Genomic DNA, 16,239 nt, shown 5'->3' on the forward strand with positions numbered 1-16,239 from the left:
GTCAGGTCTGGTCAGTTTGGATTGCCTTCAAGGCGTCAGCTTCTGTTTCGTAAATAGTGAAGATGCTGTCCAGACAGGTGGTTTTCATGATTTCCATCAAGTTGCCACCTAATCCGCATAAAATAAAAGTCCGTTGGTTTTCCTTCATGATATTGTAAAAGGAAACCAACACCCCAAGCCCGGAGGAATCCATGAAGGGGACATCCTCAAAATTGATAATAATTGTTTTAACCTCCAGATCATCGACAAAAGGACTGATCATGTCTTTTGCAATCTTTGAGTCCGTTTGAGCCAATATTCCGCGGATACTGAATATTTTGGCACCATGTTTTTCGCTTTGGTCAACACGCATACGTTTCTAACACTAAAAGGTTGTTAAAGAATAATCTTTATCTAATAAATGATCGACCAGAATTCCCATACGTTTCTCAAATGTTTCCAGCAATTTCCAGTGAATAATCGGAATTTGATAAAGAACATTTTCAGGAATGAAAAAAATCTTGGAAGTTCGAGTGGCTTTTGCCTGAAAACAACTCGGGATTTGCAGAATGACCGTGTCTTCTCCACAAAAATCACCAGGGCCCAGCATCTCAATCACATGATTTTCAGAATATACCTGCAAGGAGCCTTCTTCCACAAGAAAGAGCCCAAAGCTATCCGACACCGGAATGGGACTGCCTTCATGGTAAGTGAAAGGCTCCATTCCCCGGATAATTCTATTCTGTACAGGATGAGAGACATTGGTTCCAAACAGCCATGTTTTCTGAAGAAAAGAACGTGAACGACTCATATATTCAATCGAATCCGATAACGCGTTTCTTTGGACAAACATGGCATACAAACTCGCTGGAATCTGAAGCACGTGAATATAACTGGTAGCCCGATATGTTTCTGTAACTGGAATTTTCTTAAGCGCGGACAACTCACCAATCATACTTCCCGTTGACAGGGAATGCTGAATTTCAAAGCTCCCGTCAATAAATTCTACAGATCCTGTAAGTACCAGATAGACATGATCTGTGGTTTTATCTTTTTTCAGCAGAATGCTACCCGCATTGAAGGACACAACCACACAATTGGTCAGGATATGCAATTCCGACTTATTCACATTAGGAAAATAAGTTCTCAGATAATTCATCGCATATTGTCTGAGATAATCCTGATGGGCCGGTATCATGATATCAATCATGCCAAACGGCGCCTCTGAGCCAATTTCTTTCTGACGTTGCGTCAGCATCATGGAGGTATGGGATAGAATAATTTTTTCTGTGGTATCGTCTTTAAAATCTTCTGCGTCGCCATGGATCAGAGCACCACCAATATCAATCTTTTTCAGATGAACAGGTGTCATGTAGTCTGCTTTAACGCGCTCATACATTTCTTTGGAAATTCCAGGCTGTTTGCCATCCACCGAAATCATTTCCCGCAGGACTTTCATGGATGCGATATCCGCAAAGTGGGCATAAGTTTTATAGCCATCTTCCCAAAATGCCCTGAAAATAAAAATATTTGTTTCAACCGGATGCGGTGAAAAAATAGGCATCACATCCAGCCCATTGATATCATTCCACTGATTGAAGTCCAGATCATGAACATCAAAGTAATCATCAAATCTGGACTCTTCCATGTTCATCAATGCCGCCAGTTTTTTCGAAACGGAATGACGCACCAGAGAAGTTGCATAATATTTCAACCGGTGATCGGATCGCATCAGTGTTGGCAAACCCGCAAAATGGTCATCATGCGCATGCGTATGAAAAATTCCCTCCACTTCACTGATATCAATTCCCAGGGCTCTCAGACTGTAATCAATATTAGGTCCTGCATCCAAAAGATATATTTTTCCCTGAAACATGATCACACTGGCCATGCATGGACGATTGATATCCCAACCATCGCCTTCACCGGAATGCACAATCGCAAAAAATTCAGGACGCAACTGATGAAAACCCAGAGAAAATGGCGATTCATAAACCTGATTCGGTTTCAGATTCATGTCCACAGGCATAGTTTCATTTTTATAGGAAATTTCGTATTTATTGAATCCCGTTTTACGGATAAATACTTCATTGCGTATTTCAACAGGCTGATCATCGACAATACACGTATTGATCAATTCTTCTGTCTGGCGAATTTTACCAAAAGAAAACTTGAGCTTCATCTGCATCATTTCATGGGCTTGTTCGCCGGTCATACCGGCTGCCATCAACTCTTCCTCTGAAATGAGTCCGTAATTTCCACGGTAGATGTACTTCAATTGTGCTTCCACCTGAGGCCTGTTGCCCATGATGATGGGTTTGATGCCTGTATTGTTAGGGTGTCCGGGAATGATCGTTCCCTGACGATAGAGCATTTGAAGCACAGGAAATTCAGCCAGATTGGCAAACCGGCCATTTTGCACCGCGACATCAGAAAGCAGAATGGCATTGGGCCCGATTTCACAAGTCACATTATTCACTTCGACTGACCGGATCAGCCCCATTTTACGCAGATGTTTGACAACGTCTGCCGGACATCCGCATAAAATATACACATCGGCTTCCTGAATCCCTACCCAGAATACACCTGAAGTGACTGAAACTTTTTTAATGTGGGACATAGGTTTCCATTGAATGAACCAAGAAATCTGACCTCAATCTTAAGGGTAGCCTTAGCAAGGATTGGGCTATTTTGCAACACAAGTATTAATATTTTCTATTTTTGCGAAGTATCGGGTGGAATCAGTTGATTCAACACGATTCCAAGCTTCGTTGCCTGTATCACATGCTGGAAAAAACGGCTCTGTGATTTATTCTCGCTGACAACCTCATGAGCCATACTGGAAAGCGAACTTTCATAAGGCAAAGGCCGATCATAGACGAGAAGATTTTCCGGTTTCCTTTTCAGATCCTTCAGCGTCGTGAGCAACCAATCCTGATACTGCTCCGGAAACAGGCCTCGCCATGTTTCTTCATGAGACATGGAATCAAACGCGGTAGGCGGAAATAAGAAGTCCTGTGCCCCTTGAGCCTTGAAACAAAACAGGTCCAGATCCTCTGTCAACGCATAACAACCCCGATTCCGGGTTTTGTAGAATAACTTGTCACCCATCAGATAAATCCATGGAGACCCCTCCCCCGCAAACATATTTTTTCCCAGCCATCCTGTGAAACCGGAAAGACCTGTGATCGCGGCAAGGGTTGGAGCCACATCAATCTGGTGGACAGGATACTGAATCCGTTTTGGATTTTTTATATTTTTTGAAATAATCGCAATGGGAATCCTGAAACGCATTTCGGTCTGTTGCAATGGAAACAATTCTTCATGGGGCATCACGCCTATGCTGTGATCAGCCTGCAAGACAACAATCGTGTCCTCTGCCAGCGTACTGGAAAAAAACGCGTCAAAAAAATGAGCCAATGCGCCATCCAGATATTTCAGTCGAGATAAATATGCCTGATATTCAGGAAATCCGGCTGTGTCATGAACCAGATCAGGAGGTAGAGGGCCTTCCGGAATCATCTTGAAATAAGGATGATGGGTGCTGATGGTTAGCAGATTGGCAAACACAGGACGGTTGTTCTTTTTCAATACTTCCAGGGCTTTCAAGGACTCCAGTAAAAAGGGCTCATCTGCCAGTCCCCAATTGCCGATTTTTTGATGGATGCCTTTGCTCTCATAATATTCCCTGTCATAAAACAGTCCTGTACCATGCAGGGATTCAAACAAATCTGAGTTATGAAATGTGCGGTCCAGGGTATTCATCCAGGTCGTTTGATAACCGGCTTCCTGAAATAACTTCTGGATGCAACGAATGTTCAGATTGGGATACGCCAGAAAAGTGGCAGGACCTTTGATGTTGGGAAGCATGGAACACAAGGTGCTGAATTGCCCTCTGACAGTTTGCCCTGCGGTAAAACTTGAACTGTAGGCCTGCGTGAACAACATGCTGTTATTCCATAAAATTGATCTCAAGCGGGGATAAACGCGTGGTCCAATGTCAGGATGCAACAATTCGAAGGCCCGCATGCTTTCCACAAAAATGACAATCACATTGACTGGTTTATCTTCAGAAAGTCCAAATTGCTGTCTCAAATCATGCATTTGAACTGGATTTCGGTCCATGTGACGCCAGAGTGGCCATTGGGTGTCTGAAACCGGGGGTTCCTTGAACTGGTGTCCTGATTCCTCAAAATCGGCATCATCATAATCCCGGAAAGACGCCAGCATTTTCCCCGCGGGTGAGAGCCAGACAGGGTCCAGGCTGGCTGGATCTTCAGGGTCGGCACGTTCCAGCACCCGATCATCTCCAACCATTTCTTCAACCCATGATTTGATCACATGATCACTCAGCATATTGCTTCGGGCAACATTGATCCATAGGGGAAATCGTCCAATCAGATAGATTAGGACAATATTCAACAGCAACATTTTCCAGGAGACCGGATACCGCTTTTGCTTTTTGTGAATCCGTTTGATGAGCAGACAACTCAGGATGGCCGCCAGACATAATACAATACTGAGTATCATTGGCGGTGTCATGGCCAGTGACGCTGTAGAATCACTGACCGCTAGCAGATCTTGCCAGTGGAGTTGCACGACCCACCATTCCAGCCTGGTTTTAAAAAAGCGGAAATGAATGACATTCGAAAATGTCGCAAGCCAGACAAATATAGCTCCCGGAACCCAGAACCATACGGCATTCATTCTTGAGAGGACCTGCAACCCATAACTGAAGACTGTCACGGCCAACACAATAGCAATGTCATACAGCCAGCCAATATAGATATTAAAACTCCACGCCTGCGCATAACCCAGATTCATATCCACCACAATCTGGTGTCTTAAACTCACCATAGCCCCCCAGAGTAATACCCCGGGAATCAGAAAATACAGTGAATGGGAGTTTTTCACACTTTGGTGCTTATGGTGATTTCTTAAACGATTCTGGTTCATCATTTTTCATTCTTCAGAATATGGCCTGTGAACATCTCCTCAAAAGCCAGATTCACGCTGAATTGAATCTTGGCCCACAGAATAAACTTCAAGAGTTCTGACAACCCGATGATTGCTTTCTGTGACCACATCGCCGAGATACTGTAATGGTGCTGTGAATTTTTGGGCAAAATGTTCACGAGCACGCTCACATTTTGGCAAATCACAGACGAATATTGAATTGTTGTTGAGAACATCTTCATCGAGACTCCATTGATTCCGTTCAGGTTTTTCCAGACTGTGAGGCCATGGAAAATCCGGGAGATAAAACGAAAGAGCCCCGCCAAGTTGATATTCCTTGCTGATCACATAACGTGGCATTGGCAATTGATTTTTTTTCAGTAACTCAACAATCGCATTTGCAGTTTCAGGCCAACCCAGCATTGGAGCGACCGGATCACTTAAGGTTCGCATGGCGGCACGTTGGATCAATGGCGAATACCGCTGAAAGTCTTCGTCTGACAAGCGCGATTGAAGCTCTTTGAAAAATGGTTCTGCGCCATAATAACGCGCTTTCATCGTTTTGAGTTCCTGCTGAACATTTTCGGGAACCCCTTTCCGTTGCAACCATGTATAGTTTTCCAGTTTGTACTGCATCACATCACCCAGCGGATGAAACACATGCAGGATCGCGACACCAATAAGCAACAGGTTGAACACAATCCCAAGCGCCAGCATCCAGCGTGTTTTAGCAGTCGCTACGGATTCCGCCAGAATTTTTCCGGCAAGAATCATGAACCCCAGATAGCTGACATTGACCCAATGCGGATCAGCAATATCGCCCCGAAAACTCATCATTGTAAAAAAAATCAACGGAAAGGATGAAACAACGATAATGACCGATTCCGGCGAACTCCCGTTGGCAAACATGGATCTTTTCTTCCATAAATTTTGAAAACACCACCAGGACCAGACCGGGGAAAACAACATTAAATGCCCCAATGTGAAAAATATCGCGTTTTGTCCCAACGGGGCTCCCGACAATCCTCGTTTGAACTGAAATAAAAACGACACCCAGTGATTTTGATAATTCCACCACAGCACAGGTGTAAAAATGATCAACGAGACCAGACCGGCCACATAGAGCCACGGATTGAGCCATTGTCGGCGAAGGGGTTTATAAAGCAGGAAATGAATTCCCATCCCCATATAAAACAGCAGTGTGATGTATTTGGATAGCGCTCCCAACCCAGCGATAACACCAATCCCCATGAGCCATCGAATTTTTTGGGTCTGATGGTAACGAACCAGAAAATACAAATTGATGAGCCAGAAAATCAGATAGGCCTGGTCAATGTGTAGAAAAATACTGCCCAAGGTGAAATAAAGTGTGGAACAGAGCAACAGGAGCGTCATCAGTCCAGCGGTTGTTCCAAAAAGGCGGACACTGATTCCATAAGCCAAAACACAGATCAGTAGATTGTAGATCTGGGATCCGACCTCAAGGCTCATTTCATGGTTTCCGCCTAACAATGTGATTGTGCGGAAAACCCAGGCGACCATCGGGGGATGTTCATAGTAGGACCAGGCAAGGAAACGGGACCAAACCCAATGGTCCAGCATATCCGGGTGGGGGTGAATGAACAGATTCAGAATAAAAAAGAACAAAAAATGAAATCCCAGCACGGCAACAGCGATTTTGGGAGAGCGACCTGGTGACATAAAAAAAGTATTCATTCACATCCTGAAAAAAATTAAAAACAAGCGGACTTAACCTTCCATGCTCTCAGTGATGGAATATATGAGTCGGCTTTGCAAGCGAACCAGATTTGGATCAATCACCACGGCATCATCAATCGCTTCTTTCCCCTGTCTCAACAGATCCAGCACCCCTTCTCTGGTAATTTTGAACAGATCCCTGTGAACATAACCATAATGCGTCGCATTGGCGAATTCGCTCAAAACGGGAAGATCGGCTTTGGTGACTGTGGTTTTTGAGGTCAGGCTCAGGGCTTTTTTGTAGCATGCAATGACTTTTTTATAAGTTGGAAAAAGTTTTTCCATCATACTGTAATCCCCGGCTTCAATACGCATCAGATAGTACTGAAGAGCCTGCATGTGAATCCGTCCTTCCAGCACATGAGCGTAATTTAGTTTGTCATCAATTTCTTTCATTTTATCCACCAGTTTCAAGCCAATGGAATGCAGAACTGGTATTTGTTTAAGGATATCGATGATGATCATTAATTTTTTTAACAGAAACTGTTTTCGTTTGGAATCATCCGTTTCCGGTGTTTCAGTGGAAAAAAAGCCACTCAACGCCCGTTCCTGGTTACTGAGTTGATTCAATTCGTCCATATTGAAAGACACGGTCATCCGGGTAGACAGAACTTTCATCAGTTCCGCCGACCTGTCCAGAAGTTCCTGGGCAATCTTCAACTCCATGATATAGGTGCGTTCTACCACATTTTCAGGTCCGAGTCTGTCTTTGAAATCAACCTTTCCCAAATTCGCGTTTTTGAGTTGTTTCGAACGCAATGTAAGCATTTGTTGCTTGAGGATATTCCCCATTTTATCCAGATAGAGTCGATAAGTTTTCAATACCATCCCCACTGTTCCAAGTGCTATATCTCCCAGATATACCGGGATCATGGACTGAATAATAATATCCCGATAGACGGATAGCGGAAAAGTACGTTCAGCTTCAAGAATCACATTGATCAGTTTCAATCGACTGACAGAAGACGTAGGATCTTTTTTCAGATCATCTACCAGCGATCTGGCTGTTTTATTGGGATGATGCCTCCCGATAATACTGCCATCCAGATGATTGATATTTTTGATTTCAGGCACACCGCCAATCAATTTCTGTTTCAGCCTTGTCAGAAATTTTGCATGTTGCTGCTTGTTGATCTGTTCCACAATGATGATTACTTTTTCCTGAAATCCGGTGAAATCCAGATTTTCCTGCATAGCCTTCCTGACATCTTTTTCAGACAGTTCAATGCGGTCCTTCAGTGTGGATTCAATTTTCTTTTTTACGGGCTTTGCCATAATTCCTCGTGATGTGGGTCAGAGTTTCCGGCATCTTTACGTTTTTCACCATAATCACCATCATGTCATGAGTTCAGGTCAAATGACTAGATGAAAAGAATAATGAACCATTTTATGAAAAAAATTTTCGTAGAAGACAATGAGACTGTTGCTTTTTTTAATAAAAATCGCTAACTCCTCAAATATTAATCTGATACTGGTATGATTTCTGCTGGATTTATTGAAATCCATACCCTGATTTAGTACCTTTGTGCAATTTTGTTTTAACCGATGTAAATTATTGAAATCATTTACGTCGGACGTGTCCTACAACATCCGGAAGATAGTTCTTCAAACGACTGGAATCACAGAAGATCATTTCTATTGACCGGGATAACACGTTTAAAATGACGAAGGTATTGTGATTTTTTTGGTTGTAACGGAGGTGTTTTGGAAAATCAGCACAATGATGTGATTTTAAAATTGCAGTGTAATGCCTTGAAGCTTTATGCAGAACAGTTCCCTTGTGAAGAACGGGAACAGAAGATTCTGGAGTGGATTGCAAAATATGCCCATGTTTATCGCGATACCATGGAACAGTTCATTGATTGTTCAGGCCAACAGCCAACTCAAAACTGAAACAGTTCTTCGCCTCCTGATCAACCCTCTTCTATTATCAAATAAGATCCGAAACTAAGGCGATCACCAGCTATAAACATACTCGGAATTATGTCTGCCTCCGTGTCACTCCCGCGAAGGAGGATAAATTCCTTTCTGGCTTTCGCCTAAACCGACCAAAGCCTTTAAGGTGCGAAGATTGCCTGCTTGAGTTTCGGGTTTTATTAACCGTTGAGTCCTAAGGACCTGAAGTGCTGGAAATCAGAAACCTGACAAAACATTATGGAAAAACACTTGCGGTGAATCAGGTTTCCTTACAGGTTCGCCCCGGTGAAATCATGGTGTTGCTGGGACCAAATGGTTCTGGAAAATCATCCCTCATGAAAATCATCAGTGGATTGCTCAAATCGGATTCCGGCCGCATTGAATGGAACAGTGAACCTCTCACGCCGCATTGGATCAAACAAAATGGCAAAATTGGTTACTGTCCCCAGTTTCTGCAAATATGGGAAGACCTGACGCCCCTGGAACAACTCGTGTTCATGGGCTTGATGTATGGCGGGGAAAACGAACAGGTGAAAACCCAAAGCGTGAAGATTCTGGAACAACTCGGTCTGACTCCGCAAACCCATCAACTCACTCGAATTCTTTCGGGTGGCATGAAACAACGGGTCAATATTGGACTCGCCTTGATCCATGAACCAGCATTGATTCTGCTGGATGAACCCACCAACGGTCTTGATCCCCATAGTCTGATCCTCATCAGGGAATTGCTCAGAACGCGCTCCCGACAACAGCGGCAAACCATGATGATCGCCACTCACGACATGGATGAAGCGGATAAGCTCGCTGACCGGATTGCTATTCTACATCTTGGGAAAATCATTGCTTGTGATGAACCCCATGCATTGAAACAAAGGGTAGATCCCTCAGGCAATATTTCCATGGAAGATGTATTTATAGCGTTGACCGGAAAGGTGTCATGATCCAAAGAATCCTTCCTGTTTTGAAAAAAAATATCATTCAGCAATGGCGAGATTTGCCTGTTCTGCTGCTGACATTGTTGACTACGCCTTTGTTTGTTTTGGTTTACTGGCTCATGTTTGGTCATGCGGTGTTCACATATCACATTCAATACACCCTTGAGCACAAGGATGGACAGTCATCCTCATCCATTCCAGACACACTGCTCAACAAACTGCAAACGGCGTCAACAACCTGGAACACGGCTTCATTTGAAATTAATCAGGCAGTGAATCAGCAAGTGATGGAATCACAAATCCGTCAGGGAAACATCACCTTGGGCATCGTGTTTCCTGAAAATATGTTCAATTCTTCTTCTCAAAACAAAATTTCTGAGCCAGTGTTGCTGTTGGGGGATGTGTCAGATCCAGTATTTCATATGGTTTCAGCAGGGATTCAGCAGATGTTGACCGGATTTTTGCTGGAGCAGGCATTGGGGACATCCATGAATCTGGTTCAAATTCAACCGATCATGGGTGTCTCTCTTCGGTCTTCCTTTGAAATGTATGTCCCGGGATTACTGGTCTTTTCTGTGATCATGCTGATTTTTTCCGCCGCAATGACGCTCATGCGTGAACGGGAACGAGGCTTGCTGGAACGGTTGAGATTGACCCGTGTCAGCATGATTGAACTGGCCCTGGGCATGAGCATTGTCCAGCTAGGGTTGGGAACGCTGTCATCAGCAATGGCCTTTATCACCGCATATATTTTGGGTTTTGAAAGCACAGGATCCCTGTTGAGCGCATGGTTTTTCGTCATTCCCGCACTGCTTTCCAGCATCGGACTGGGAATCATCGCAGCCAGTTTTTCAAGAAACATGCTGGAATGTTTTCTGGTATCCAGTGTTCTGATGTTTGTGCTGATGCTGTTTTCAGGACTGGTCTTTCCTGTTCCGGATATGGTTTTGTTTAAACTGCAATCACATGATATATTGCTGGTTGATTTTCTGCCGACCACGCATCTGCGTCAGGCGCTTCATAAAATTCTCAATCTGGGAATGCCGCTGGAGTCGCTGTATCCTGAAATGATCGGGTTGCTATTATTGTCCATATTTCTGTTTGGTGCGGGAATACTGATCTTTAAAAAACACTCACAGGAGTTTCACGGATGAAAACGCTGTTTATCTGGCTCAAAGCCTCCCGTTTGGCCTCACAAAGCTATATTTTTTTACCCTTGCTACTGGGACAAAGCATCGCCTGGTCTCAGACAGGAATCTGGGACTGGAAGGTGTTTGCGCTGGTACAACTTTTTGGTCTGTTTGATCAGTTCTATATCGTTTACGCGAATGATTATGCGGATTATGCGACAGACCGTTTGAACCAGACCTATACGATTTTTTCCGGTGGATCACGAGTTTTGGCCGATCAGGATATGCCCCCCGAACACCTCAAAATTGCGGCCTGTGTCATGGCATTTCTCAGTTTGGGATGCGGCGTGGCACTTGGCGTTTTTGCTGGTCGCTGGGGTACAGTTCCGTTGATTGGGGGAGGGTTGCTACTGCTGTGGATGTATAGCTATCCACCTGTGCGCCTGTCTTATCGTGGCGGAGGCGAGTGGCTCCAGATGCTGGGGGTCGGAGTGATTCTACCGCTTGTGGGATACTATGCCCAGACCGGTGAATGGCGTTTTCCCATGGAATGGATGCTAGTGATTCTGCCGACTCAACTGGCCTGTTCAATTTCAACTTCCCTGCCAGATGAACCCTCAGACCAGCTTTCCGGTAAAAAAACGGTTCCTGTAACACGAGGGGCCTTGACCGCCAAAATAATGATTCTTGGACTACACTCCCTCAGCAGCATTAGTTGGATCGTGTTGACCTGGAACTGGACAGGAATGACCATGTTTCAAATTTTATTGGTTCCCTTGACTTCCATGCTGATTTCGTTGTTCTGGATCAAGGCCCGACCTGGTGACAAAGGGATGACCGTGTTTGTATTCTTTCAAATTTTATGCACTCTGTCATGGATGGCAGGGATAACCGCAATTCATTTTTATGGCTGGAGATGACCTGGAATTTTTTAATTCTGTCGTTGCTGTTTTTAATACCCGGTATGCTGGTTTATGCGGTCCGTCCTGATTTAAGAACCGCCATTCACCGGATGAGTGTGTGCGCTCTGCCATTTGCACTCACAGAAAGATTTTTTTATCCGGATTACTGGGAACCCCGATTTTTGTTTGATCTGGCCGACCACATTGGTTTTGGGCTGGAAGATATTTTGTTTGTGGTGGGACTTGCCGCCTTCACCACCACCGCATATCCCGCGTTTTTCAGGAAAACCTATGAAACACAGCATGTAGAGACTGGACGTGTTCGGGTCTTCCGTGCAGTAAAAATTCTGTTGCTGACATTTATTGGAGTTGGACTGGTGGTGGCGTTGCGCATTCCCATGATTTATGGCTCCATTGTGATCATGACCATTGCCTTCGCGGGATTATGCCTGATTCGACATGACCTTCTAGTGCCGGGATTGTTGGGAGGACTGGTATCTCTGGGAATTTACACGTTGCTGTGCTGGCTCTTTGAGTGGATGCTTCCCGGCGTTTTTGATCTGGCCTGGCACACGGATCAATTTCTGAATCTGTTTATTGCCGGCATTCCCCTTGAAGAGTTGCTTTATGGTTTTACCTCAGGAATGATCGCCACCGTGTTTTATCCCTTTGTATTCGAAATTCGGTATGTTTCATTGAAAAAATGATGGCAATACTCATTCTGATTTGAATCCAAAACTATACGATGCCACGGCTGAGTCCTAAATCAGTTTCTCCTCAATATCATTCAATTGATCAAATTTTTCTCCTGGAAGAATAATCGATTTGCGCATCTCCTCGATATAATATTTCTTGAGATAATTCTCTTCTGTTAAATAACGGATGATGTTGTCATAGGTTACGGTCAGATTCGCTTCCGGGGCTTCCACTTCTGCCAGGAGATACAATTTTAGAAACGCTCTCTGCATTTCCCCAATTATTTCCTTGGAACTGATCGAAGATGCCGGATCCCTGACCTGGGTCAAATAATAAATTGCGATCCTGAAGGCTTCACGGAAAGGCAACAGGATTCTCGCCAGAATTTGCATTTCACTGAATTTGTCCGGGTTGGGCGTATATATTTCCCCGTTTTTTGTAGTCAGACCATATTTCTCAAAGAAATTCAGCATCATGGTCACATTATCAATAAAATCGAAAGAACTGGGAAACATGAACTCGTAGCGGAACAGATGATCAAAAATGAGAATGTGTCCCAACAAGGATTCCTTGGTTTGTGGTTCTTTCTGAAGTTGAAATGCCAACACCGAAGGAATGACCAAATGATGGATGATGATATTTTTATAAATATTCAGTCGGATTTTGTTCTGATAGCGGAAATAATAGATATCACCTTTGGGATCTTCCAACATCCCTACTGAACCACTGCGGAACATAAACTGGATCACTTCCTCCAGGGTTTCTTTACTGCCGAGCAAAGTTTCTTTGGGACGGGGATGAGTGACTTCATACAGATCAATCAGAAATTTCCCTTTTTCGATCAGTTCTTCTTTACGGAATCCCTGCTTTTTTTCTGAGAGCAGAATCGTCGCGATCAGCGGTGTCGCTGAAGTGACGCTGTATTTATTCATGGTGTCCGTAATGTCCATCCCCAATCGGTAGAGCATGGCACCACGGTCTGCCTGTCCGTAATATCGCTGCATCAATCCACGTAATGAAATGGGGGGTGAAAAAGAAACATAAACTTTTCCATAATTGACACTGAGCATTTTCCGGGAACGTAGCAAACCACCCAGACTTTCCTTGCGTTTGGGCAAACCGCCAAGTTCTTTGACGTAGGAGGACTCTTCCATAACCCGGTCATAGACATTGGAAACTGGAACCAGGTGCAGATCCCGATCAGGTTTTTCCTCCACATATTGAACCAGCATGGAAAGAAATCCTGTTTTGGGTGGGAGGTTTTTTCCAGTACGGGATCGCGTGCCTTCAATAAAAAATTCCATGCTGAACTTGTTATCCAGCAGATAATACAGATAACTGAGAAACACTGTTGAATAGAGTTTCTGTCCTTTGAACACCCGTCTGATAAACACGGCACCACCCCGTTTGAGGATCGCGCCCACAATAAACATATTCAAATTTTCTCCGGCAATGATCATCGGCAGAGATAATTTATGCTCATATAAAATGTGTGACAATAAACCATAATCCAGATGACTGCGGTGGCAGGGAATATAAATAATTGTTTTACCTTCGTGACTTTGCCGCTGTTCGTCCAGACCTTTGACAACCACCCCGTCAAAAATACGATTCCAGAGAAAGCGTAGTGCAATGCTTGCCAAAAAGACCGCAAAAACTGAAGGGACGGCTATCATTTCCTTATAAAAGTCCCTGACAGGAGAATAAAACGGACGATACCAGGGTTTTTTGGGAGGATGTTCGTTGAGTGCCTCCTGGACTAAAGTGCTTTTTTCCAATTCTCGTATCAGTTTCCTGCGTGACTGATGCGTCGCACCAAATACAGAAAAATCCTTAGGCTCCCAGAATTTAAAACGTCTAAACGGTTTTTTACTCAGCCATTGTTTGAAGAAACTCATAAGACTCTTGGGAAAGATCAGGTTAAGAGACATGGGCGGAAAACCCGCCCAATACTTTTATGCGGTGTACAGGCTTTCAATCATATCTTTGTATTTATCCACAACAATGCGTCGCTTGAGCTTGAGGGTCGGCGTTAGAATGCCATTTTCTGTTCCCCAGTCCTCTTCCAGAAGCGCGAATTTTTTCGGTACTTCATAGCCTTTGAAGGAGGCGCCATAGGTTGCGATTTCCTTCTTGATGAGCTCCACAATGCGATGGTCATGAAGCAACGCTGTTCCAGTGGTTGAGATGCCATTTTCACCAGCGTATTTCTGAAGCATGTCTCGTGCGGGCACAATCAAGGCCACATTATACAACCGCCCATCACCATAAATCATGACCTGTTCAATATATTGGCTGAGTTTCAGTTTTTCTTCCAGAGGAGAAGGGACCACATATTTGCCGTTTTCCAGTTTATACTGCTCCTTGATTCGTCCGGTGATGTACAAAAAGCCATCACTGTCGAACCTGCCAAGATCTCCAGTTCGGAAGCCGCCATCTGCTGTCATGACGGAGGCGGTTTCTTCCGGCTTGTTGTGGTATCCCTTCATCACGTTGGGGCCATGCACCACGATTTCGCCATCGGGGCTATCTTCGCCGACCACGCTCTTGTCAAGTGTGACCGTCACATGGGGAATCGGTTTACCCACGCTGCCAATGCGCCGTCCGGCTTTGGAGTTGGCTGTAACCATCGGGCTTGTTTCGCTCAGGCCATAGCCTTCATAAACGAGAATTCCCATATTGTCGATAAAATCGGCAACTTCTTTGCTCAACGCTGCCGCACCACTCACAGCATATCGCAGACGGCCACCAAAACGGCCACGGATCTTGTTGAAAACAATCGTGTCTGCAAGCCAGAAAAGCGCTGAATCCACTAACCCCAGGGAACCATGCTGTTTTTTCAGAGTTGCTTTTTGCATTCCCATATCGAACAAAAATTTGGCAAGCCCACCATCAGCGTTCATTTTATTTTGCACACCGTCATAAATTTTATTAAAAATTCGCGGTACACTGAACAGTAACGTTGGTTGAACTTCTGCAAGATTGTCAATAATCGTGGTCACATTTTCCGCAAAACCAGAGGATGCGCCGCATGATACAAGACAATGGAGTTCCACGGTTTGACCGAAAGAATGGGCCCATGGCAGAAAAGAAAGACTGCGGTCGTCCGGATTGACATCCAGAATATCTTCTATCGCATTGACGTTGCTCATGATATTCCCATGACTCAACAACACACCTTTAGGATCGCCCGTTGTTCCTGAAGTATAGATCAGTCCCATCAGGTCATCCGGTTCCGGATGTTGAGAACTTGCGGGATGATCCTCACCGACTTTCAGCAGATATTTGTAGCTTTTATGATCACTGATTGAACCAGCCAGATCAACGACATGCTGTAAACATTCAATTTCTGAAGGCAGATTTTCCACCTGGGAATATATTTCATCATTGGCCACCAGCAAAACCTTGCTGCCTGAGTCCTGAATGATATATTTCCACTCTTTCATACTTTGGGATTCATACATCGGGACAAAAATCCCTTTCAATCCATAAGTGGCATACGCCGCCACCGCCCATTGGACACTGTTGTTGGAAATAATGGCCACTTTATCCTGTGGGCCAACTCCCAGTGATGCCAAGCCGCCCCTAAAATGATCAACCATTTGAGCAAATTCACCATAGGTAATCCACTCATAAAGTTTTCCATTTTTGGTTCCCAATAATTCACGGTCCTTGAAAGTGGCACATGATTTTTCCTGCATATCAACAAGATTTTTGTATTTACCTGGCATGAGTCGCTCCTGTAAAATGATTTGGTAATAAATCTGATCTAAAAGTATCAGGTGTTTGTTCGCAATGAATTGCTAAGGTTATCCCTAACAAAAATACTTATGTCTGTGAAGAGGAACTTATCAAATTGAACAAGTTTCTTTCGAAACATAAGATTTCAAAGGCTCCCGCATTGTGGTTAGCCACAATCAATGAGTCTGAAGAAGCCAATAAAAGTGACGCCATATCAGAAACAAA

General features: G+C 44.2%; 12 protein-coding genes. 5 read left to right on the forward strand and 7 right to left on the reverse strand.

The window, feature by feature from the left end; genetic code table 11:
• Window position 1: 1 nt before the first annotated feature.
• The 5 genes from HQM11_11235 to HQM11_11255 all read right to left on the reverse strand — a co-directional run bounded on the left by HQM11_11235 (window position 2) and on the right by HQM11_11255 (window position 7,968).
• Window positions 2-352 carry an STAS domain-containing protein gene (locus HQM11_11235; protein ID MBF0351597.1) on the reverse strand — a complete coding sequence of 117 codons (351 nt, stop codon included), beginning with the start codon at window positions 350-352 and terminating at the stop codon, window positions 2-4.
• 12 nt (window positions 353-364) lie between these two features.
• Window positions 365-2,599 carry a cyclic nucleotide-binding domain-containing protein gene (locus HQM11_11240; protein ID MBF0351598.1) on the reverse strand — a complete coding sequence of 745 codons (2,235 nt, stop codon included), beginning with the start codon at window positions 2,597-2,599 and terminating at the stop codon, window positions 365-367.
• A gap of 95 nt (window positions 2,600-2,694) precedes the next feature.
• Window positions 2,695-4,938 (reverse strand): LTA synthase family protein, encoded by a 2,244-nt coding sequence (locus tag HQM11_11245; protein MBF0351599.1) that lies wholly within the window; start codon window positions 4,936-4,938, stop codon window positions 2,695-2,697.
• Window positions 4,939-4,974: 36 nt separating this feature from the next.
• A complete protein-coding gene (locus HQM11_11250; protein ID MBF0351600.1) occupies window positions 4,975-6,651 on the reverse strand; it encodes a glycosyltransferase family 39 protein in 1,677 nt (558 codons plus the stop codon).
• Window positions 6,652-6,684: 33 nt separating this feature from the next.
• Window positions 6,685-7,968 carry a hypothetical protein gene (locus HQM11_11255; protein MBF0351601.1) on the reverse strand — a complete coding sequence of 428 codons (1,284 nt, stop codon included), beginning with the start codon at window positions 7,966-7,968 and terminating at the stop codon, window positions 6,685-6,687.
• Between the two features lie 429 nt (window positions 7,969-8,397).
• Between HQM11_11255 and HQM11_11260 the strand changes: the two genes are divergently transcribed.
• The 5 genes from HQM11_11260 to HQM11_11280 all read left to right on the forward strand — a co-directional run bounded on the left by HQM11_11260 (window position 8,398) and on the right by HQM11_11280 (window position 12,284).
• On the forward strand, window positions 8,398-8,586 hold the full coding sequence (locus HQM11_11260; protein ID MBF0351602.1) for a hypothetical protein: 189 nt from the start codon (window positions 8,398-8,400) through the stop codon (window positions 8,584-8,586).
• A gap of 230 nt (window positions 8,587-8,816) precedes the next feature.
• Complete coding sequence (locus HQM11_11265) at window positions 8,817-9,551, forward strand: ABC transporter ATP-binding protein (protein ID MBF0351603.1); 735 nt, start codon at window positions 8,817-8,819, stop codon at window positions 9,549-9,551.
• Window positions 9,548-10,699, forward strand: coding sequence for an ABC transporter permease (locus tag HQM11_11270; protein MBF0351604.1), 1,152 nt, complete (start codon window positions 9,548-9,550; stop codon window positions 10,697-10,699). The genes HQM11_11265 and HQM11_11270 overlap by 4 nt, the downstream gene beginning before the upstream one ends.
• Entirely contained in the window at window positions 10,696-11,595 is a 900-nt protein-coding gene (locus tag HQM11_11275) for a prenyltransferase (GenBank protein ID MBF0351605.1), read from the forward strand. Before HQM11_11270 ends, HQM11_11275 begins: the two co-directional genes overlap by 4 nt.
• Complete coding sequence (locus tag HQM11_11280; GenBank protein ID MBF0351606.1) at window positions 11,592-12,284, forward strand: hypothetical protein; 693 nt, start codon at window positions 11,592-11,594, stop codon at window positions 12,282-12,284. Before HQM11_11275 ends, HQM11_11280 begins: the two co-directional genes overlap by 4 nt.
• Window positions 12,285-12,338: 54 nt before the next feature.
• Here HQM11_11280 and HQM11_11285 read toward each other — a convergent pair whose 3' ends face one another.
• Both HQM11_11285 and HQM11_11290 read right to left on the reverse strand, forming a co-directional pair.
• On the reverse strand, window positions 12,339-14,171 hold the full coding sequence (locus HQM11_11285; GenBank protein ID MBF0351607.1) for a 1-acyl-sn-glycerol-3-phosphate acyltransferase: 1,833 nt from the start codon (window positions 14,169-14,171) through the stop codon (window positions 12,339-12,341).
• 57 nt (window positions 14,172-14,228) lie between these two features.
• On the reverse strand, window positions 14,229-16,004 hold the full coding sequence (locus HQM11_11290; GenBank protein MBF0351608.1) for a long-chain fatty acid--CoA ligase: 1,776 nt from the start codon (window positions 16,002-16,004) through the stop codon (window positions 14,229-14,231).
• Between the last annotated feature and the right edge of the window lie 235 nt (window positions 16,005-16,239).

Source organism: SAR324 cluster bacterium (genome assembly GCA_015232315.1).
Taxonomy (GTDB): Bacteria; SAR324; SAR324; order SAR324; family NAC60-12; genus JADFZZ01.

What these genes read in the sequence shown, in the direction of transcription:
- HQM11_11285 (MBF0351607.1), bottom strand. Translation starts at nt 14,171, where the DNA reads ATGAGTTTCTTCAAACAATGGCTGAGTAAAAAACCGTTTAGACGTTTT.
- HQM11_11270 (MBF0351604.1), top strand. Translation starts at nt 9,548, where the DNA reads ATGATCCAAAGAATCCTTCCTGTTTTGAAAAAAAATATCATTCAGCAA.
- HQM11_11280 (MBF0351606.1), top strand. Translation starts at nt 11,592, where the DNA reads ATGACCTGGAATTTTTTAATTCTGTCGTTGCTGTTTTTAATACCCGGT.
- HQM11_11290 (MBF0351608.1), bottom strand. Translation starts at nt 16,004, where the DNA reads ATGCCAGGTAAATACAAAAATCTTGTTGATATGCAGGAAAAATCATGT.
- HQM11_11250 (MBF0351600.1), bottom strand. Translation starts at nt 6,651, where the DNA reads ATGAATACTTTTTTTATGTCACCAGGTCGCTCTCCCAAAATCGCTGTT.
- HQM11_11240 (MBF0351598.1), bottom strand. Translation starts at nt 2,599, where the DNA reads ATGTCCCACATTAAAAAAGTTTCAGTCACTTCAGGTGTATTCTGGGTA.
- HQM11_11255 (MBF0351601.1), bottom strand. Translation starts at nt 7,968, where the DNA reads ATGGCAAAGCCCGTAAAAAAGAAAATTGAATCCACACTGAAGGACCGC.
- HQM11_11235 (MBF0351597.1), bottom strand. Translation starts at nt 352, where the DNA reads ATGCGTGTTGACCAAAGCGAAAAACATGGTGCCAAAATATTCAGTATC.
- HQM11_11275 (MBF0351605.1), top strand. Translation starts at nt 10,696, where the DNA reads ATGAAAACGCTGTTTATCTGGCTCAAAGCCTCCCGTTTGGCCTCACAA.
- HQM11_11245 (MBF0351599.1), bottom strand. Translation starts at nt 4,938, where the DNA reads ATGATGAACCAGAATCGTTTAAGAAATCACCATAAGCACCAAAGTGTG.